Annotated in this window: 16 protein-coding genes; 12 read left to right on the forward strand and 4 right to left on the reverse strand. The window is 56.7% G+C overall.

Annotated features, from left to right (window positions below):
• Positions 1 to 15: 15 nt before the first annotated feature.
• Complete coding sequence (locus AC2FHX_RS00760; RefSeq protein WP_496700556.1) at positions 16 to 3795, reverse strand: efflux RND transporter permease subunit; 3780 nt, start codon at positions 3793 to 3795, stop codon at positions 16 to 18.
• The gene (locus AC2FHX_RS00765; protein WP_496700555.1) at positions 3792 to 5024 is read right to left on the reverse strand and encodes an efflux RND transporter periplasmic adaptor subunit; all 1233 of its coding nucleotides are present in this window, start codon (positions 5022 to 5024) and stop codon (positions 3792 to 3794) included. The genes AC2FHX_RS00760 and AC2FHX_RS00765 overlap by 4 nt, the downstream gene beginning before the upstream one ends.
• A 225-nt stretch (positions 5025 to 5249) precedes the next feature.
• Here AC2FHX_RS00765 and AC2FHX_RS00770 point away from each other — a divergent pair, with 225 nt between their 5' ends.
• The 5 genes from AC2FHX_RS00770 (at position 5250) to AC2FHX_RS00790 (ending at position 10524) form a co-directional block, all read left to right on the forward strand.
• Positions 5250 to 5921 (forward strand): hypothetical protein, encoded by a 672-nt coding sequence (locus AC2FHX_RS00770; protein ID WP_142633066.1) that lies wholly within the window; start codon positions 5250 to 5252, stop codon positions 5919 to 5921.
• A 38-nt stretch (positions 5922 to 5959) separates the two neighbouring features.
• Complete coding sequence (locus AC2FHX_RS00775; protein WP_142633068.1) at positions 5960 to 7282, forward strand: PQQ-like beta-propeller repeat protein; 1323 nt, start codon at positions 5960 to 5962, stop codon at positions 7280 to 7282.
• Between the two features lie 48 nt (positions 7283 to 7330).
• Positions 7331 to 8794 (forward strand): ribosome biogenesis GTPase Der, encoded by a 1464-nt coding sequence (gene der, locus AC2FHX_RS00780; RefSeq protein WP_142633070.1) that lies wholly within the window; start codon positions 7331 to 7333, stop codon positions 8792 to 8794.
• A gap of 165 nt (positions 8795 to 8959) precedes the next feature.
• Positions 8960 to 9946: a fatty acid desaturase gene (locus AC2FHX_RS00785; protein WP_496700554.1), complete on the forward strand. Its 987-nt coding sequence runs from the start codon at positions 8960 to 8962 to the stop codon at positions 9944 to 9946.
• Positions 9947 to 9984: 38 nt separating this feature from the next.
• On the forward strand, positions 9985 to 10524 hold the full coding sequence (locus AC2FHX_RS00790) for a helix-hairpin-helix domain-containing protein (protein WP_496692365.1): 540 nt from the start codon (positions 9985 to 9987) through the stop codon (positions 10522 to 10524).
• 57 nt (positions 10525 to 10581) lie between these two features.
• Here AC2FHX_RS00790 and serS read toward each other — a convergent pair whose 3' ends face one another.
• Positions 10582 to 11874: a serine--tRNA ligase gene (serS, locus tag AC2FHX_RS00795; RefSeq protein WP_496700553.1), complete on the reverse strand. Its 1293-nt coding sequence runs from the start codon at positions 11872 to 11874 to the stop codon at positions 10582 to 10584.
• A 72-nt stretch (positions 11875 to 11946) separates the two neighbouring features.
• Positions 11947 to 13608 (reverse strand): mechanosensitive ion channel family protein, encoded by a 1662-nt coding sequence (locus tag AC2FHX_RS00800; RefSeq protein WP_496695870.1) that lies wholly within the window; start codon positions 13606 to 13608, stop codon positions 11947 to 11949.
• A 202-nt stretch (positions 13609 to 13810) separates the two neighbouring features.
• Here AC2FHX_RS00800 and yajC point away from each other — a divergent pair, with 202 nt between their 5' ends.
• From yajC to ccmB, 7 genes are all read left to right on the forward strand, one after another.
• Positions 13811 to 14098, forward strand: a complete 288-nt coding sequence (gene yajC, locus AC2FHX_RS00805) for a preprotein translocase subunit YajC (RefSeq protein ID WP_142633080.1) — start codon at positions 13811 to 13813, stop codon at positions 14096 to 14098.
• Positions 14099 to 14131: 33 nt separating this feature from the next.
• Entirely contained in the window at positions 14132 to 15793 is a 1662-nt protein-coding gene (secD, locus tag AC2FHX_RS00810) for a protein translocase subunit SecD (protein ID WP_496700552.1), read from the forward strand.
• Between the two features lies 1 nt (position 15794).
• Entirely contained in the window at positions 15795 to 16769 is a 975-nt protein-coding gene (gene secF, locus AC2FHX_RS00815) for a protein translocase subunit SecF (RefSeq protein WP_282021836.1), read from the forward strand.
• Positions 16762 to 17508, forward strand: a complete 747-nt coding sequence (locus tag AC2FHX_RS00820; protein WP_496700551.1) for a TSUP family transporter — start codon at positions 16762 to 16764, stop codon at positions 17506 to 17508. Before secF ends, AC2FHX_RS00820 begins: the two co-directional genes overlap by 8 nt.
• A gap of 9 nt (positions 17509 to 17517) precedes the next feature.
• Positions 17518 to 17871 (forward strand): Mth938-like domain-containing protein, encoded by a 354-nt coding sequence (locus AC2FHX_RS00825; RefSeq protein WP_142635082.1) that lies wholly within the window; start codon positions 17518 to 17520, stop codon positions 17869 to 17871.
• Between the two features lie 113 nt (positions 17872 to 17984).
• A complete protein-coding gene (ccmA, locus tag AC2FHX_RS00830; protein WP_142633088.1) occupies positions 17985 to 18599 on the forward strand; it encodes a heme ABC exporter ATP-binding protein CcmA in 615 nt (204 codons plus the stop codon).
• A complete protein-coding gene (gene ccmB, locus AC2FHX_RS00835; RefSeq protein ID WP_282021834.1) occupies positions 18596 to 19252 on the forward strand; it encodes a heme exporter protein CcmB in 657 nt (218 codons plus the stop codon). The genes ccmA and ccmB overlap by 4 nt, the downstream gene beginning before the upstream one ends.
• Positions 19253 to 19295 lie beyond the last annotated feature (43 nt).

Below are 19295 nucleotides of genomic sequence, written 5' to 3' on the forward strand. Positions count from 1 at the left end.
CAGCCCTGTTGCTTTTTATTCGGCTGCTTTCAGCGGTGAACCGGTCGGTTCTTTCCCAGAACTGTCAGCGCTCGGATCGTCGGCACGCAGCTCATCATCCCAGACCATTTCGGTTGCCTGAGCATTCATCGCGGCTTTACCGATAGCCATATCCAGCGCCACCTGGCTGGATTTTCCCGCTGTAGCACGGGCCAAAATCTTACCCAACCAGATGGCATAGGTTGTCACCCAGACCCGCATAGCCAAAAGCGAAGGCGTCACGATCAGCGTCAGTACCGTCGCGATACCAAGGCCAAAGACAACTGCGGTTGCCAGCTGTTTCCACCAGAGCGCTGTGGGGCTGTTGATCGAATACCCGCCGTTGATAAAGTCCAGCGACAGCCCGAACATCATCGGGGTAAGGCCAGCCATCGTGGTGAGTGTGGTCAACAGAACCGGACGAATGCGTGCCTCGGCGGTGCGTATGATCGCCTCGATCCTTGGCATGTACTGGCTATATTCCTGATAGGTGTCGATCAGAACAATGTTGTTGTTCACCACGATCCCCGCCAGAGCCACAATACCCGTCCCTGTCATGATGATCGAGAAGGGCTGTTGCATCACCATCATACCGATCAGAACACCTGTTGTGGACAGTACCACGGCCAGCAGAACCAGGATCGAATTGTAGAACGAGTTGAACTGCGCGAGCAGAATAACGAACATCAGCCCCAAGGCGCCCATAAAGGCATTCACAAGAAACGCCCCGGATTCGGCCTGATCCTCCTGATCACCTGTCCATGTCCAGCTGACGGAACTGCCAAAAGGATCGGTTTCCAGCCATTCAGTCAACACAACAATCCGTTCGTTCGGGTTAATCAGACTGGTGCGCGCGTCACCGGATTCGATCAGCGTGCGCAAAGCATCGGTGCTTTCTGCCTCGGTCAGCATGATCAGTTCGAACTGAGTGCCATCGGGAAAAGCCAATGCGCTAGCTGTGGGGCTTTCATCCTCTGCGAGTTCACGCACCACTGCCAATCTTTGATCGGCCCCATCCGGTCCTGTGACCACAACATTGCTCAGGCCGGGCTCAACATCCGCCTTCACGTCAAAATAACGTTCCTGATCGACACGGTTGATTTCGGCCAGTTTGGCGACTGGTTTGCGCGAGACAAAGTTGGACAGTGGCACCAAACCATCGACCGTGCGGACCTTGAGCGTGTCAAGCGTTGACAAGACTCGATCCTGATCAGGCAGGCGAACACGGATTTCGATTTCATCATCCACGTTGTCCGGGCGCATTTCGCCCAGCAAAAGGCCACGCGTAACAAGCTGTACCATCGCACCGACGGTGGCTACGTCTGCGCCAAACCGGCCTGCTTTGGCGACATCAACGTCAATCTGCCAATCGATACCGGGCAGGGGCAGCGTGTCCTCGATCTTAATAAGGCCCGGGGTGGCGTCGAATGCCTCACGTGCGGCCAAAGTGGCTGATGTCAGCTCTTGCCAGCCATCGGCCTTGATCCGCAGATGGACGGGTTTGGAAGAGCCCGGCCCTTGCTCAAGCGGCAAGGTCTCAACGATGATCCCCGGTAGTTGCGCAAGCTCCCTGTTCAACTCTTCCAGAACATAATCGCCGTCATAGTCTGGCGCCACTGTGTGCCGGTCTAACAATCCTCCGAAAATCGGTTCCGAGACGTTCGGTCTGTCTTCCCAAGGGATGATTTCGAACTGAACCTGACCAACGGTATCCGCCGGGGATTGGCCACCGGGTCCACCGGTGTCCAGACCACCTTCACCAGCGAATGCAAAGACGTTGATAACAGCCGGGTGCGCACTGATAATCTCTTCTGCGGCGAGTACCATCTGGTCCTTTTCGGCCAAAGAGATATTGCCGCGCGCACGGACATAGGCCGTGGCCTGTTCTGGTTCGCTTTCAACGAAGAATTCAACTCCGCGGTTGTTTTCCCCAAAGGCCGTCATGACCAGATACACGGCGAAGCCAATCACAAGGATTGAGACAAGCGGCATGACCGGGTTGCCCACAAGGAACTTCACCACATGCCCAAAACGTGTGTGTTCGCGGCTGGTCTGCACATGCTCAACCGGGGCACGTTCGATTTTTGCCGCGCTCAGGGTGACCGACCCGGCAAACGCACCAAGCATGAATAGGATCATACCAAGAACCGAACTGCCTGAATCGACCAGGTAATTCGGGTTCAGTGTCTGCATCGCCCCCAGGAAGATCAGGTATAACGACGGGGGAACCATCGCTGCCCGAATCCACCAGGCTGTTCGCGCCCTCAGCCAGTTCGACGACCGGTCAAACACGCGGCTCAGGCGGCCGGAAACGCCGCCCATCACGGGCAGGTAGATCAGTGCAACGATTAACGACGCCGACAGAACAAATATCAGCGTAACTGGCAGCATCCCCATGAATTCGCCCGGAACGCCGGGCCAAAAGAGCATAGGCAAGAAGGCGCATAATGTCGTAGCTGTCGAGGATACGATCGGCCAGAACATCCGTTGTGCGGCTTCGACATAGGCATGCATGGGACCCACGCCCTCGTTGATCCGCTTGTCGGCATATTCAACCACCACGATGGCCCCGTCGACCAGCATTCCGACCGCAAGAATCAAACCGAACATGACGATGTTCGAAATGCTGACCCCCATCACCGCAAGGAATGCAAAGCACAGCAGGAATGAGGTTGGAATCGCAAAACCCACCAGCAGGGCGGCACGGGTGCCAAGCGAGGCCAGAATGACAATCATAACCAGCGCAATAGCGGTAAGAACCGAACCCTCAAGCTGGCTGACCATCGACCCTACGATCCGGCTCTGGTCATTCGAGGTGCCCAGTTTGATCGCCGCCTGCATCTCGGCTGGCCATTTGGATTGGGCCGCTGCGATAGAGGCTTTGACCTCGTCGACCGTGTCGATCAGGTTATAGCCTTTGCGTTTGACGACCTGCAGTGCCACGGTGGCCTCGCCGTTGAAGCGGGCGGTGCCTTCGCGATCTTCGAAAGTATAGTTGATTTGCGCCAGCTCGCCCATGGTCACGACGCGGTCGCCATTGACCTTGACGGGTAGGTCATACACGTCCTGGGCGGTCTTGAAAGACGAAGGGATCTTGACCGAGAAGGTGCCTTGATCGGTTTCCACCTCACCAGCGGCGATCAGCTGGTTGTTGTTCTGAACAACATTGATCAGCTCGGCGGCGGTAACGTTATACGCTTCCAGCCGCAGCGGGTCGATGATCACCTCTAGCAATTCGTCTCGATTGCCGGCTATCCCTGCCTCAAGCACGGAATCCAATGCTTCCAGATCATCCTGCAAGTCTTTGGCGACACGGGCCATTGTTCTTTCAGGAACAGCCCCGGTCAGATTGACAATCACAATCGGGAATTCAGAAAAGTTGATCTCGGTCAGGGTATATTGCTCAGCCCCTTCAGGAAAATCGGCCTGGGCGCTGTTCATGGCGTCGCGGACATCGGCCATGATCGCCGTCTTGTCCCATCCAAAATCGAATTCCAGCGCGACGCCGGCATAGCCTTCGGCAGCCGTCGACGTCATTTCTTTGAGACCGTCCAGATCAGCCAGCTCGGTTTCCATCGGCTTGACCAGCAGGTTTTCCGAGTCTTCAGCGGAAATGCCGGGGAACTGAACCGAGACGAAAAGCGCAGGGATTTCGATATCCGGCTCACCTTCTTTCGGCAGGCCAACATAGGCGTATCCACCTACGATCAAGGAAATCGCGATAAATGCCAGAACCATTCGGGCTCGGCCAGCGGCCCAGCTTACTATTCCGGTCATTGCGCTGCATCCCGATAAGTTGGCTCAACCATCACGCCGCGAGTCACGAATTCTTGCCCGACGATGATGATGTCCGCCGTTTCCGGCAACCCGTCGACCCAGACACCTTCGGAAGTGTCGCGCAACAAAGTGACCGGCAGGAAATCCACAATGTTCCCATTTCCAACGGTCCGTACACCAACTTTGCCATCGTTATTCAGCGTCAGTGCGGACTGAGGCAACAGATGTGCCTTGGTCCCTTCAGCCGAGATTCGGATGTCCGCAGTCTGACCGTCCCGAATTGTCAGGTCGGGGTTAGGAACGGTAATCTCGACCTCAAAGGTCCGGGTGGTCTCATCGGCCGACCGGCTAAGGAAGGTGACCCGCCCAGAGACCTGAAGCCCCGAGATCAGCTGGGCCGAAGCCTCGGACCCTACGATGATCCGGTTCACATCTGCCTCGGGAACAAACCCGACCAACTTGATTGGGTCCAACTGGATCACAGTCGCACACAGCGACCCTGGTTGCATAAGGCTTCCAAGCTCAGCTGTGTCACTTTCTAACAGACCCTTGAATGGAGCTTCGATCGTCTGGCGTTCGATTTCACGTTCGGCGGCCTCGACTTCGGCTGATGCCGCTTCGATACCGGCGCGTGTTGCTTCCAGCCCGGCTTCGGCGCTTTTGATACCAGCCTGGGCTGTACTCATTTCTGCCTCGCTGGAAATCCTGCGGGTTTCCGACCCAAAACCGGTCTCTGATAGCTTTCGTGCGGCTTTCAAGTTGATTTCGGCTTCGGCTACGCGTGCATGTGCCTCCAGCAGACGCGCTTCGGCTTCGGGCACCCGGCTTTTGGCTTCAAGCTTGGCGGCTGCTGCTTCGGCCAGGCTTGCCGGACGGGTGCCTGGATCCAGCTCACATAACAAATCACCGGCTTCGACAAAACTGCCCTTGCGCTTGGGTTCTGATACGACAGTTGACGTCGTTTCGGCCAGAACTTCGACCTCGCGGTTTGCTCTGGTTTGTCCACGCAGAGTCACTGCACTGTCTACTTCGCGGGCGACAGAGCGCTGTGCAACCACACGGATTACGTGCCGATCCTCCGCGGGAATTTCAGAAGATTCTGCCTCGGACGTAGTGCCCGGGTTTGAATCATCGCGACCGGCGAATGCTAATAATGCATCCCTTTCGAATACCAAATAGAACAAGGCAACAATCACCAAAAAGGCGTTTACGAATGAAATCAAACGCATACAGGGTCTCTCCCAGAATTCTTTGCCGACTGTCCCTCGGCGCGCATGCTTAGAAATGGGGGCTGGGCCTCATCTTTTCCACACTAAACTGAATAGTTCGGTTCACTTTTTTCTGCAAGGGTATCCGCAGGTGGGGGAATTGTATGAAATCGGACCCTTGGCTTGGCAATGGCAGCGGGGTATGACATTGCCCAATATCACAGAACACAAGCCCGGGGAGCAGGGATGAGCGACGTCGACAGTTTCATTGATGAGGTGACCGAAGAGGTGCGCCGCGACCGTCTGTTCTTGCTTTTGCGCCGTTGGGGTTGGGTTGGCGTAGTGGCGGTTGTTCTGATCGTTGGTGGTGCCGCGTTCAACGAACTACGCAAGGCGCGCGCAACCAGTCAGGCACAGGATCTGGGAGATGCGATTCTGGCCGCTATGGCACAGAATGAGTCCGCCGATCGTGCCGATGATCTTGCCTTGGTACCTGCACCAACACCCGGTGGAGATGCGATTGTAAAGATGCTGCTTTCTGCCTCGCAGACCGAAATCGAGTCCGGGCAGGGCGCTGTTGAGAGTCTGAACGCCATTGCGGTTCAGGGTGATCTGCCTGAAATTTACCGGGCCATCGCGACCTTCAAGGCTTTGCTGCTGCAAAGCGAGACAATGCCGGTAGCAGACCGGCGTCAGCAATTCGAAGCGCTGGCCGTGCCGGGAGCCCCATTGCGGTTGCTGGCAGAGGAGCAACTGGCACTGATCGAAGTGTCCGAAGGTCAAGTCGATGCCGCCATTTCCCGTTTGCAGGCAATGCGGCAGGACGCTGAAATCGGCGTAGATCTGCAGCAACGCGCAACACAGTTGATTGTTGCGCTGGGTGGTGAACCGGAACCGCTGGTCGCACGGCAAAGCTGAACCGGTAGAAAATAAATGACAGGCAAGTTCGGAGTATCATGGTGATTAGTCTCTTCCCCCGTATTGGGTTGCCGGTCGCGGTTGTTTCCCTGACATTGCTGGCGGCTTGTCAGGAACCCGAGGTCATCCTGCCCGGAGCTCGTGAGGACATCCGACCCACATCCGACAATGAAACGGTTGAGACCCAGGGAGCCAAGCCAATCAGCCTTCCTGCCCAGACGGCCAATGCCAACTGGTCACAAAGCCCGGGAACCGCGGCGTATCGGACGACAAATGCCTCTTTGCGCAATACGCCGCAGAAACTGTGGTCCACCTCGATCGGTGATGGAGATTCGCGCAAGCAGCGCATCACGGCCGAGCCGGTCGTTGCAGGTGGTTTAGTCTACACGCTGGATTCCGGAGCGACCGTTTCAGCGGTCTCACCGCAGGGGCAGGTTGCCTGGAGTACAGATCTAATCCCTGGCACCGACGGGGATTCAGATGCAACTGGCGGTGGATTGGCCTATGCCAATGGCGTTCTTTATGTGTCTTCTGGTTTTGGTCGCCTGACCGCTCTGGATGGCAAAACCGGTGCCATTCGTTGGCAAAAGCGCCTGAATGCTACGGGCAGCGGCTCACCTCTGATCAATGATGGCCTGCTGTATCTTGTCGCCGGAGATGAAATCGGATGGACGATTGATACAAAAGATGGGCGCATCCTCTGGCAGGTTCAGGGCACCCCAAGCGTTGGCAATGTGTTGGGCGCGCCTGCGCCGGTGATTGCCTCGGATTTTTCGGTGTTTGCATTTGGCTCGGGCGATATAGCCGCAACGTTCCGCAGAGGTGGTATTCGCCGCTGGAACGCGTCGGTTGCTGGTGGGCGTCGCGGGCGCGCCGCAGCGCAGATCGTTGACGTAACAGGCGGCCCGATGGTGGTCGGCGATACCATCTATATCGGCAACCATTCGGGCCGCACCGTGGCATTCGATTCCACTTCGGGTGAGCGGAGATGGACCGCGGATGAAGGTGCCGTTGATACGGTTTGGCCGGCTGGAAACAGCATCTTCCTGATTAGTGATCGCAGTCAGTTGGTGCGTTTGGATGCCTCGGATGGCTCGATTGTGTGGGCGCAGGACTTGCCTGGATTCGTCAAGGACAAGCCTGGTCGGCGTGGCGCAATCTATGCGCATTACGGGCCGATCATGGCCGGTGGGCGTATCGTTGTTGCATCGAACGATGGTTATCTAAGGTTCTATAACCCGCTCGACGGCACGCTGGTTCACCGCGTCGAGGTTCCCGGCGGTGCCACTACGGCGCCAGTTGTTGCCGGGCAAACCTTGTACGTCGTTTCGACCAAAGGTGAACTGCACGCTTTCCGTTGACGACAAGATGCGCTAAAGGGCGCGTCTGAGTCTTGAAAGTTGAGTAACATGTCCCTGACCCTCGCTATCGTGGGGCGCCCCAATGTGGGCAAATCCACTTTGTTCAACCGCCTCGTCGGCAAACGACTGGCATTGGTCGACGACCAGCCAGGTGTTACGCGCGATTTGCGCGAAGGCGAAGCGCGTCTGGGCGATCTGCGCTTTACCGTTATTGATACGGCGGGTCTTGAGGATGCGACAGACGACAGCCTTGAAGGCCGGATGCGACGCCTGACCGAGCGCGCCGTGGACATGGCTGATGTGTGCCTGTTCATGATCGACGCGCGTGTGGGGTTGACGCCCACAGATGAGATGTTTGCCGAGATTCTGCGCAAACGATCGAAACACGTGATCCTTGCGGCCAACAAAGCCGAAGGTTCGGCGGCTGATGCCGGTGTGCTCGAAGCTTATAATCTGGGTCTGGGCGAGCCGGTCCGCCTGTCGGGTGAACATGGCGAGGGGATGACCGATCTTTACGCACATCTGATGCCTCTGGCGGATGCTGCTGCGGAAAAAGCGATCGAAGAAGCGCCCGTAACTGATATCGAGCTTGATGAAGACGGCGAAGCCGTAACCCCGTTGATCACCGACGCCAAGCCGTTGCAAGTTGCCGTTGTTGGTCGCCCGAATGCCGGAAAATCCACCCTGATCAACAAGATCGTTGGCGAAGATCGCTTGTTGACCGGACCCGAGGCCGGGATCACACGCGATGCAATCAGCCTGCGGATCGACTGGGCCGACCCCGAGGGTGAAAGCACGCCGATGCGGATCTTCGATACGGCGGGGATGCGCAAAAAAGCCAAGGTACAGGAAAAACTTGAGAAGCTTTCTGTATCGGATGGTTTGCGTGCAGTAAAATTTGCCGAGGTTGTGGTGGTGTTGCTGGATGCGGCGATTCCGTTTGAACAGCAGGATCTGCGCATCGCGGATCTGGCCGAACGCGAGGGCCGAGCCGTCGTTGTCGCCATTAACAAATGGGATATCGAAGAGGACAAGCAGGAAAAACTGCGCGATCTGAAAGAATCATTCGAACGTCTTCTGCCGCAGTTGCGCGGCGCGCCACTGGTCACGGTTTCCGCCAAAACAGGGCGGGGGCTTGAGCGCCTGCGAGCTGCTATCCTACGCGCCCATGATATCTGGAATCGCCGTGTGCCGACTGCTGCTTTGAACCGTTGGTTGATCGCAATGCTGGAACAGCACCCGCCGCCAGCGCCGCAGGGTCGCCGGATCAAGCTGCGGTATATGACGCAGGCCAAAACCCGCCCCCCTGGATTCGTGGTTATGTGTTCGCACCCCGACAAGATGCCTGAAAGCTATAACCGTTATCTGGTCAACGGCCTGCGTGAGAGTTTCGATATGCCCGGGACCCCCATCCGACTGACCTTGCGCGGACAGGGAGACAAGAACCCTTACAAGGGACGGCGTAAGAAAAACGCAGGTGCCTTGGCCAAGCATTTGAAGGGACGCGCGTAACTGCGCCAATCTGTTGCATTTTTCATCTCGGGGCGTGACAGCCCTTTGATGGCGCGCTAGCATTCGCTGGCGCGCTTTTGTTTCCAAGCGTGTCGCTTGTTTGCGGGAAGACCGCACCCATTTTTAGAATCACATTGCAACGGGCCATTGTGGGGAGCCGACGGAATGGATTTGAGAGAATACACACGTCAATACGCGGTTCAGGATAATGGATTGGCCGCGATCAGCTACTTTGGGACTTTCGCGGTCTATTTCTCATCGTTGGCATTAGCCATCATCTATGTGGACCGCTGGTATGTCATGATGCCTGCCGGAGTGGTTTTCGCGTTTTCCGCTGTTCGCCTTTACGTGCTGCAGCACGATTGCGGGCATCATTCGCTATTTGAAACGCGTGCACAGAATGAATGGGCAGGGCATGGGCTGTCCCCGTTCACTTTCGCTCCATTCGAAGTGATGAAGCAAAACCACAACCTGCATCATTCCGGCATCGGCAATCTGGAACATCGTGAGACCGGCGAAATTCATACCATGACCGTGAGGGAATGGAATGCGGCGAACTGGTGGTCGCGGCTGTATTATCGCCTATACCGCAACCCGTTTGTCCTGGTACCGGTCGGAGCACTGTTTACTTATTTCATTCGCTACCGCTGGCCCAAGAATACGGTGCGGTTCGGCGTCAAAGGCGTGCTGCTGCACAACCTGTCGATCCTGATTTTCCTGGGCCTGCTGTATCTGATCGCCGGTGCGACCGGTATATTGGTTTGGGTGGCCTTTTCCTTCCTTGGCGGGATGCTGGGAGTTTTCCTAGTCTATCTTCAGCATAATTTCGAAGACACATACTGGGACCGTCGCCCAGATCTGGATCCGAAATTGGCCGCGCTGCAGGGGTCGTCGGCGCTGGATTTCGGCTGGTGGTTTGATAATGCGGTGGCCTGCATCACATTGCACGACATACACCACTTCAACGCGCGCATCCCGTCTTACCGGCTGCGGGAATGCCACTATAACCTGCCGTCCGAGTATACGCCGCGTCGGATCAAATTCCCCGAGGCGGTAGCGGCTTTGAATCTGAAACTTTGGGATGAGGACACTAAACGGCTTGTGCCTTTCCCGCCCAAAGATCAATCCCGGGGGCTGGCCCATAGCAGCTAGCCGATACCCGCACTGATGTGAGAAGGAAGGGAACTTTGATGACTGCAGTGACCGATGTTAAGGGGGTAGGCGAGGTGCTTGGGCAAGCGTTGATTGCCAATGGCTTCAAGACCGCAGAAGACCTTGCGAGCGCGAAACCCGCAGAGCTCGTCAAAGTTCCCCGCATTGGTGTGGCACGGGCACCGGTTCTTATAGCGGCGGCGAAAGCAGCTGTTTCAGCCAAAACCACGACTGCGCGCGCGGCAACCAAGCGCCCAGCTGCTCGGAAGGGCGTTACTGCCGCCGCCCGGAAGCGGGCTGAGGAAACCGCCCAGAAGGCTGCTGAAGAGAAAGCCGCTGCTGAAGCCAAAGCGCGAAAAAAGGCCAAGGCAAAAGCCAAGGCTGAGAAAGCTGCCAAAAAACTGCTGGAAATGGAGGCCGCATTCTCAAAGGCAAAGGACAAGGTGAAAGCCAAAGCCAAAAAGGATAAAAAGTCCAAAAAGGACGACAAGAAAAAAGATCAAAAGAAACAGGACGCCAAAGAGAAAGTCGGCAAGAAGAAGAGTAAGAAAAAAGATAAGAAAAAGGCGAAGAAGTAGACCTCCTCCGCCTTTTGATTTTCTCAGGACCGGCGCAGTTGGTTAGCGCCGGTTTTCTTATGCCAGCGTGCCGTCCCGCTGTAAGGTCAGTTTGCCGCCAAGATAGGGGGCCAAAACCTTGGGCAAGGTCACGGTACCATCGGTGTTCTGACCATTTTCCAGCACGGCGATCAGGCAACGACCGACAGCCAGACCGGAGCCGTTCAGTGTATGGACGTATTCCGGTTTGCCACCCGCTTCGGGGCGGAACCGCGCGTTCATGCGGCGGGCCTGAAAATCACCACAAGTCGAGACCGAGCTGATCTCGCGATAGGTATCCTGTCCGGGCAACCACGCCTCGATGTCATAGGTACGGCGCGCGCCAAAGCCCATGTCGCCCGTACACAGGATCACGGTGCGATAGGGGATGCCCAGCTTTTCCAGAATACCCTCGGCACAGCGCAGCATGCGTTTTTGTTCGTCGTCCGATTTGTCCGGATGGGTGACCGAGACCATCTCGACCTTTTCGAACTGGTGCTGGCGCAGCATCCCACGGGTGTCTCTGCCAGCGCTGCCAGCCTCGGACCGGAAGCACAGGGAATGCGCGGTATAGCGGCGAGGCAGATAGCTTTCTTCGATCAGCGTTTCATTGACGATATTGGTCAGCGACACTTCGGAGGTTGGGATCAGCCACCAGCCTTCACGGGTCTGATAGCTGTCTTCGCCAAACTTCGGCAGTTGCCCGGTGCCCTGCATCATTTCGGAGAGAACCAGAACCGGGCCGTTGACCTCGGTCAGTTCGTTTTCGTTGATATGTGTGTCCAGCATGAACTGTGCCAATGCGCGGTGAATGCGGGCTACGCCACCGGACAGCAGCACAAAACGCGAGCCGGACAGTTTCGCGGCGGTCTCAAAATCCATACCGGTCTGGACGGATTCGATCTCAAAATGCTCTTTGGGCGCAAAATCCAGCTTGGGCGGAGTGCCCCAGCGGTTGACTTCGACATTGTCGTTTTCATCCGCGCCTTCGGGCACATCTTCGGCGGGCAGGTTGGCGATGCGGATCAGTTGATCGGTCAGAAGGGCGTCCAGATCCTTGGCCTCGGTCTGCATCTGGGCAATCTCGGCCTTTTTCTCGGCGACCAGCGCGCGCAGGCGCTCGAACTCGACCTCATCGCCGCGCCCCTTGGCCGCGCCCACCTCTTTAGAGGCCTTGTTCTGTTCAGCCTGAGCGGTTTCGGCGGCCAGAATCTTGGCACGGCGGCTTTCATCCAGGCGCAACAGGTCCGACGACACCGGCGCGTCCCCACGGCGCGCAAGGGCGGCGTCGAAAGCGGCTGGGTTTTCGCGTATGGCGCGGATGTCGTGCATGGTTCAGGTCCTTAAATGCGTGAATCACTGAACCTGCTTATGCACCATATGAAAGGCAGGGTGTAGCACCGGTTACGACTTATCCGTTCCCTCGTGTGCTTCATGTGCCAGATGGCCATCCCAGCCTTCAGTGGGGATTTTCGGCTCGGGTGGATCGGCGATGTAAGACGGGGTCATAATCTGCACATTGTTCTCATTGAACACAGCCACAATATTGCGATGCAGGTCTGACCGAATTTTCGGGATGATGCTGCCCCGCGTAGTATAGCCGTTGATCTGATAATTGATCGCATAGTCGGCCAGAGCGGTCCACAAAACGAATGGTTCTGGCTTTGCCTTGATTGCCTTTGTCCGGCGTGCGGCTTCGATCAGCATCGCTTCGACCTTCTCCGTAGGTTCCTCATAGCCGATACCAACAGTCGTATGCAGCAACAGCCCGCTACCATCTGTTTTCTTTGAAAAATTGATCACATCCGAATTCATCAACTGCGCATTTGGGATCGAGATCAACTCGTTCTTGATTGACTTCAGGTGGGTCTCCATCAGCTTGATCCGAACAACGTCACCGATGTGGTCGCCGATCTGGATGCGGTCACCGATCGAGGTTGAGCGGCGGTAGATCACGAACAGCCCAGCCAGCATGTTGGAGACCACCGAATTCGCGCCAAGCGATAGCATCGCACCTACCAGAATAGTCAGCCCCTGAAACGCTGCGGAATCCGAGCCTGGGATATAGGGTACTGCAAACACCAAGGCGATCAGGATGACCAAAACGCGGGCAATGTTGAATGTCGGGTTTACCCAATGGCTTTCAAAATCGCCCAGTTCGAATGTGCCGGCCTCGACCGCGTCAAAGAACACGCGCATCCCCTTGATGATATACATCGCCAACCAGGCGATCAGCGCCAGCATGATAAGGTTGGGGATATAGCTGACCACTCCCTTGAAGATCAGCAGAACCGGTTCGGTCAGATAGGTCAGCAACAGCTGAGCGAAATACCGGGTTTCGGCAAAGGAAAGCAGAACAAAAGACAGGTAGTAGTAAAAGCCCAGAAAGAAGACGACCAGCAATATGAAGTTCAGACCGTAACTGACGAGGGCTGCAATGGCTTCGGCTTGAACGCTTTTGGCTGTTGCCGTTTCCACGTCCTTCAGATGGCGCGATACGAATTTCAGCGTACGCCGTCTGATGCGCCGGTGCAGCCACAGAATAAAGGCGATGAATACGGCAAACCCCAGCGTCCAGCCCAAAGCCTCAAGCGCGCCGGATACACGCGCCTGTTCGGTTCGGTTTGCGCGGTAAGCGACAATCGCATCATGGATGGCCGAGCCATGGAGATAGGTGATGACGTCCAGCTCCATCTGGTCCATTTCGGCATCGGCGACGGTGACCGTCGATACCGGCACGCCATCAACCAGAATACGCGTGCCCAGTTCCGTATCCTCATAAGTAACGGTAACCTCAGGATTTTCCGAGGAAAGGGCCACTTGGATAATGTTGTTCTGAACGGTCTCGGCCCGTTCGGGCGCGGGCAGGGCGCTGGATCCGCGCAGGAAAAACAGGCTTTCGCCGTCGATGATGACCGGCGCTTTGAAATTCTCTGATTGTTCAGAGGTTTCAGGCGTTTCGATTGGCGCATCCTGTGCTAGCGCCATCGCTGTGCTGAACATAATCCAGACAAGCGTGAACCAGATGCGCGAAAGCGTGCCAAGCGTTTGGATTAATTGAATCATCGGTCCTCCTGCCGGCCAACTATATCCCAGCCGAGCCCGGATCAAAGGACCGATCTGCGACCCCGGCGTATTTCTTTGATCATTATGAGCCAATCATTGTAAAAACCTGTGCTGCCATTCCTTGCAAACAGGTGGTTCAGAGAATAGGTTCTCGCAAAATTTGCGGAGCATTTTCGCAGTACCAAACCAAAAGGAATGTCCCATGGAAGGTGGCGCAATCGCCCAGTTTCTCCCGCTGATCCTGATTTTTGCGATCATGTATTTCCTGCTGATCCGTCCGCAGCAGAAGAAAATGAAGGAACATCAAGCCATGGTCGAGGCCGTGCGCCGGGGCGATCAGGTCGTTACCCAGGGTGGGCTGATTGGAAAAGTGGCCAAGGTCAAAGAAGGCGACAACGAGATCGAAGTTGAAATCGCCGAGGGAGTCAAAGTCCGCGTGGTTAAATCGACCATTTCGCAGGTTCTGAACAAGACTGAGCCGGCGAAGTAACTTCGCGATACAATCCCTTGAAAAGGCAGGGTAATGCTGCAAATTGATACCTGGAAGCGGGTTCTGATCTGGCTGGTCTGCGTGACTGGCTTGCTGATGGCCCTGCCGAATGCGTTTTATACGCGCGTTGAACAATCCAATGACGCCAAGACGGCGATTGAGCTTGGCGTCGACACTCCTGAAATGCAGGCCGAGGCGGCGCAATGGCCGAACTGGCTGCCGTCGTCGCTGGTCAATCTAGGGCTGGATCTGCGTGGTGGCGCGCATCTTTTGGCCGAAGTTCGGGTGGGTGACGTCTACGAATCCCGTATGGACGCCATGTGGCCCGAAATTCGGGATGCGCTGCGGGACGAACGTGCCACCGTGGGCACCATCCGTCGCCAGGACTCGGCGCCTGATGAGATTCGCCTTCGCATCAGTCAGCCCGAGGGCATGTCCCGCGCGCTGGAGGTTGTCCGCGGTCTGGCCCGTCAGGTGCAGACCCTCAGCGGTGTAGGGGCCACGGATATCGAGGCCCGCGCCGAAGGTGATACGATCATTGTACAACTTTCTGAGGCCGAGAAGCTGGCGTCAGACGACCGCACCGTCCGTCAATCGCTGGAAATCATTCGCCGCCGGATTGACGAGGTGGGCACCCGCGAGCCAACCATTCAAAGGCAAGGCACCGACCGTATCCTGATCCAGGTGCCAGGTATCGGCAGCGCAGGAGAGTTGAAAGAGATCATCGGCACGACCGCGCAACTGACCTTTAACCCCGTTGTTGGGCGCGGAACCGACCCCGATGCGATAGCGGGCGTTGGCGAAGAGGTGGTGCCGTCGATTGACGAAAATGGCGTCTATTACACGTTGGATGCCGCGCCTGTTGTAACGGGCGAGGAACTGGTCGATGCGCAGCCCGCGTTTGACCAGAATGGCCGCCCGGCGGTGAGTTTCCGCTTTAACACCTCAGGCGCGCGCAAATTTGGTGATTACACGCTGGAAAACATCGGGGCACCCTTTGCCATCGTTCTGGATGACGAAGTGATCTCAGCCCCGGTGATCCAAAGTCATATCCCCGGTGGGTCTGGTATCATCACCGGTAATTTCACCGTTGAGGAAAGTACAAATCTGGCTGTCCTGTTGCGCGCAGGGGCACTGCCCGCCGGGCTGGAGTTTCTGGAAGAAAGAACCATCGGCCCCGAGCTGGGCCAGGACAGTATCGACGCGGGTAAGGTGGCAACCGTCGTGGCCTTTGTCGCGGTGCTGACATTCATGGCGCTCAGCTATGGCCTGTTTGGTATCTTCGCCAATATTGCGCTGATCATCAACGTTGGCCTGTTATTTGGTCTGCTTTCCCTGATTGGGGCGACGTTGACCCTGCCTGGGATCGCGGGGATCGTTCTAACGGTAGGTATGGCGGTGGATGCCAACGTTCTGATCTTCGAGCGTATCCGAGAGGAACTGAAATCTGCCAAAGGTCCTGCCCGCGCGATTGAGCTGGGTTATGAAAAAGCGCTGTCGGCCATTCTGGACGCCAACGTGACCACCTTCATTACCGCTGTAATCCTGTTTGCCATGGGCAGCGGGCCAGTGCGCGGGTTCGCAATCACTTTGGGTCTGGGTATTCTGACCTCGGTCTTCACCGCGATCTTCGTGACGCGCCTGATGATCGTGATTTGGTTCGAACGCCGCCGTCCGAAAACGATCGAGGTTTGACATGAGACTGAAACTCGTACCCCAGAATACCTCGTTCGATTTCTTCAGTCGCTGGAAGATCTGGCTGGGTATCTCGGCCTTGATGATGATTGTCGCGTTTACGTCATTCATGCTGCAGGGCCTGAATTTCGGCATTGATTTCCGTGGAGGGACCACCATTCGGACCCAAAGCGCGCAGGAAATCGATGTCGGCACATATCGTGACGCTATTGCGCCGCTTGGACTTGGCGACGTGACGATCACCGAGATTTTCGATCCGAGCTTCGGGCCAGATCAACATGTCGCGATGATCCGCATTCAGGCGCAGGATGATGCTGAGGCTGTCAATGCGGCCACGATTGAACAAATTGGCGAAGCTCTTGCCGCAGCGGACCCCGGGTTGAAACTGCCCTTCGAAAGCGTCGAATCTGTAGGACCCAAAGTCTCGGGAGAGCTTATCCAGACCGCCGTAATCGCGGTGGTGCTCGCCATTGGGGCGGTGCTTGTCTACATCTGGCTGCGGTTTGAATGGCAGTTTGCGCTGGGGGCTGTCGCTGCGCTGGTGCATGACGTCATCCTGACTATCGGCATCTTTTCCGAACTGCAGATCCGCTTTGATCTGGCGATCATCGCTGCGCTGCTGACCATCGTGGGCTATTCGTTGAATGATACGGTGGTCGTGTTCGACCGGGTGCGCGAGAACTTGCGGAAATACAAGAAAAAGGACCTAAAGGAGGTTCTGAACCTTTCGATCAACGAAACGCTCAGCCGGACAGTCATGACCTCTGTCACCACCTTGCTGGCGTTGATTTCGCTCTATGTTCTGGGTGGGGATGTGATCCGCGGGTTTGTCTTTGCTATGATTTGGGGTGTGATCGTAGGTACCTATTCGTCCGTCTTTGTGGCCTCAACCATCCTGTTGTGGCTGGGCGTCAAGCGCGACTGGTCCAAGCCATCAAACACTTCTGGCAACCAGTTTGCCAACATCGATGCCTGAGTATTTTGGCCAGTCCCCCACAGGGCTGGCCATCATAGTTTTTGCTGCTTTTCTTGGCGGTGTAGTGCGCGGCTTTTCCGGATTTGGGACCGCCCTGATTTTCCTGCCAATCGCAACCCCATTCCTTGATCCTTTCAGGGCGCTGACGTGCCTGACAATCATGGATATTCTGGGCCCGCTGCCCAACCTTCGCCGGGCCTGGCGCGAGGTCGACAGGGGTGATCTGGTCCGTCTGGTGGGAGGGTGCGCACTCGCTCTGCCATTGGGGCTGTGGTTGCTGACCACGGTCGATCCACATGTATTTCGCTATACCGTTAGCCTGTTGGCGTTTCTTATGCTGGCTATTCTGGTGTTCGGTCTGCGCTATCACGGTCATGTCAGCCGCAAAATGGTTTTGGGAATAGGAAGCGCTGGTGGGTTTTTGGGCGGTGTCGCGGGCCTGCCGGGACCGGCCGTTATCTTGTTCTATATGTCTCGACCTCTGCCCGTGGCCGTGATCCGTGCGACGATCCTGTTATACCTGTTCGCCTTTGATTTTCTGCTGCTCGGGTACCTGACTGGCATGGACCGTATCACGCTGCCTGCTGTGATATTGGGTCTGGCTCTGGCGGTCCCCAATCTGGCTGGTAATTGGCTGGGTGGTTGGATGTTCCGGCCCGAGCGGGAAAAGCTGTATCGTGCCGCTGCGTATCTGGCGATAGCGCTTGCAGCCTTGTCGGGCCTACCGCTTTGGGGCTAGATGCCTCCTATGCGTATGAATGAAATCTCTTATGACAATGCGGCCCCTGTTGACGGATATGGTCCTGGGTTTTTCCGCATCGGTGGTCAGGTCTATGACGGGTCGGTGCTGACCGGCCCTGCAGGATCAGCGAAATGGGGCGGGTACGACGACAGGGATGGTCTGTTGAAATTGGCGGGTCAGGTCGATGTGCTGTTTATCGGAACCGGCGCTGAGCTGGCCCATATTCCTTCTGATCTGCGCGCCGCCTTGGAAGATTCGGGGATCGGGGTTGAGATCATGAACTCTCCGTCCGCGTGCCGCACATACAATATCCTGTTATCCGAAGGGCGCCGTATTGCGCTGGCGCTGCTACCGGTCTGATCGGATTCTTTTCCTCTGGCCTTGCGCTAAGATGCCACCCAAATACGTTGCTGTGGGTATGCTGCGGCAAATCCCGCCTTTTGCCTCTGACGGCAATAGGATAAGCGGGATTCATGACATTGACCGTGACCGACCTGTCGATCGCCCGAGGGGGCGTACCTGTGCTGGAAAATCTCAGCTTTTCGCTGGAGCCCGGAAAGGCGCTTATCCTGCGCGGGCCGAACGGGATCGGTAAAACAACGCTGCTGCGAACGCTGGCAGGCCTGCAGCCTCCGCTTGAGGGGCAGATCGACGGGGCTGAGGACCGGATCGCCTATGCCTCACATTCCGACGGACTCAAGCCGACTCTGACCGTGGTGGAAAACCTGTCGTTCTGGGCGCAGGTCTTCGGCAGTCACAGCATTCAACCGGCCCTGGACGCGTTTGCTTTGACTGAGCTGTCGGATCGCCATGCAGGCAATCTGTCGGCAGGCCAGAAACGTCGATTGGGGTTGGCGCGGATGTTGGTCACCGAACGACCGATCTGGATGTTGGATGAACCCACTGTGTCGCTGGATAAGAATGCAGTGCAGATGTTTGCTGACGCGGTGCGCGCGCATCTGGGGCAGGGTGGGTCTGCCCTGATTGCCACCCATATCGACCTTGGTCTGGACGGAGAGGTCCTGGATGTGGGGCCCTACAAGGCTAAACCGAAACCTGTCGATGATCTCGACGGAGGTTTCCTGTGATCGCCCTGCTTTTACGTGATTTGAAACTGGCCTTCCGTGCGGGCGGTGGGTTTGGCCTTGGCCTGGCGTTTTTTCTTATCGTCACCGTGCTGGTGCCTTTTTCAGTTGGCCCGCAATCCGCGTTGTTGTCCACGATTGCACCTGGCGTGCTGTGGCTGGGGGCGCTTTTGGCCTGCCTTCTGTCACTTGACCGGCTGCTTGCGCTGGATTGGGAGGACGGCTCGCTCGACCTATTGGCGACGGCGCCCCTGCCGTTAGAAGCGGTCGTAACGATCAAGTCTTTGGCGCATTGGCTGACCACGGGCTTACCACTGGTTCTGGCCGCGCCCTTCCTGGGCGTTCTGCTTAATTTGCCTTTGCCCGGCTTTTTCTGGCTTGTCGTCTCACTTTTGATTGGCACGCCCGCGATGAGCGTCATCGGAACCTTTGGTGCCGCTCTTACGGTCGGCTTGAAACGCGGCGGATTGCTGCTGTCGCTTCTTGTGCTGCCTCTTTATGTACCGACATTGATCTTCGGGGCCGAGGTCGCGCGCCGCGGCGCAACCGGAATGGAAACGCAGACACCCTTGTTGATGCTGGCTGGGATCACTGCGGCGACGATTGCCCTGTTACCTTTTGCCAGCGCCGCCGTGTTGCGCATTAACCTACGGTGACACAGTGTAACTTTGACGGATGTCAATTGAGAATGAACCCGAC

Source organism: Ruegeria sp. CDSC042, from assembly GCF_059610745.1.

Bases quoted from the DNA above. Each gene is read 5' to 3' on its own strand.
- AC2FHX_RS00760 (WP_496700556.1), bottom strand. From the start codon at position 3,795: ATGACCGGAATAGTAAGCTGGGCCGCTGGCCGAGCCCGAATGGTTCTG.
- AC2FHX_RS00765 (WP_496700555.1), bottom strand. From the start codon at position 5,024: ATGCGTTTGATTTCATTCGTAAACGCCTTTTTGGTGATTGTTGCCTTG.
- AC2FHX_RS00770 (WP_142633066.1), top strand. From the start codon at position 5,250: ATGAGCGACGTCGACAGTTTCATTGATGAGGTGACCGAAGAGGTGCGC.
- AC2FHX_RS00775 (WP_142633068.1), top strand. From the start codon at position 5,960: ATGGTGATTAGTCTCTTCCCCCGTATTGGGTTGCCGGTCGCGGTTGTT.
- der (WP_142633070.1), top strand. From the start codon at position 7,331: ATGTCCCTGACCCTCGCTATCGTGGGGCGCCCCAATGTGGGCAAATCC.
- AC2FHX_RS00785 (WP_496700554.1), top strand. From the start codon at position 8,960: ATGGATTTGAGAGAATACACACGTCAATACGCGGTTCAGGATAATGGA.
- AC2FHX_RS00790 (WP_496692365.1), top strand. From the start codon at position 9,985: ATGACTGCAGTGACCGATGTTAAGGGGGTAGGCGAGGTGCTTGGGCAA.
- serS (WP_496700553.1), bottom strand. From the start codon at position 11,874: ATGCACGACATCCGCGCCATACGCGAAAACCCAGCCGCTTTCGACGCC.
- AC2FHX_RS00800 (WP_496695870.1), bottom strand. From the start codon at position 13,608: ATGATTCAATTAATCCAAACGCTTGGCACGCTTTCGCGCATCTGGTTC.
- yajC (WP_142633080.1), top strand. From the start codon at position 13,811: ATGGAAGGTGGCGCAATCGCCCAGTTTCTCCCGCTGATCCTGATTTTT.
- secD (WP_496700552.1), top strand. From the start codon at position 14,132: ATGCTGCAAATTGATACCTGGAAGCGGGTTCTGATCTGGCTGGTCTGC.
- secF (WP_282021836.1), top strand. From the start codon at position 15,795: ATGAGACTGAAACTCGTACCCCAGAATACCTCGTTCGATTTCTTCAGT.
- AC2FHX_RS00820 (WP_496700551.1), top strand. From the start codon at position 16,762: ATGCCTGAGTATTTTGGCCAGTCCCCCACAGGGCTGGCCATCATAGTT.
- AC2FHX_RS00825 (WP_142635082.1), top strand. From the start codon at position 17,518: ATGCGTATGAATGAAATCTCTTATGACAATGCGGCCCCTGTTGACGGA.
- ccmA (WP_142633088.1), top strand. From the start codon at position 17,985: ATGACATTGACCGTGACCGACCTGTCGATCGCCCGAGGGGGCGTACCT.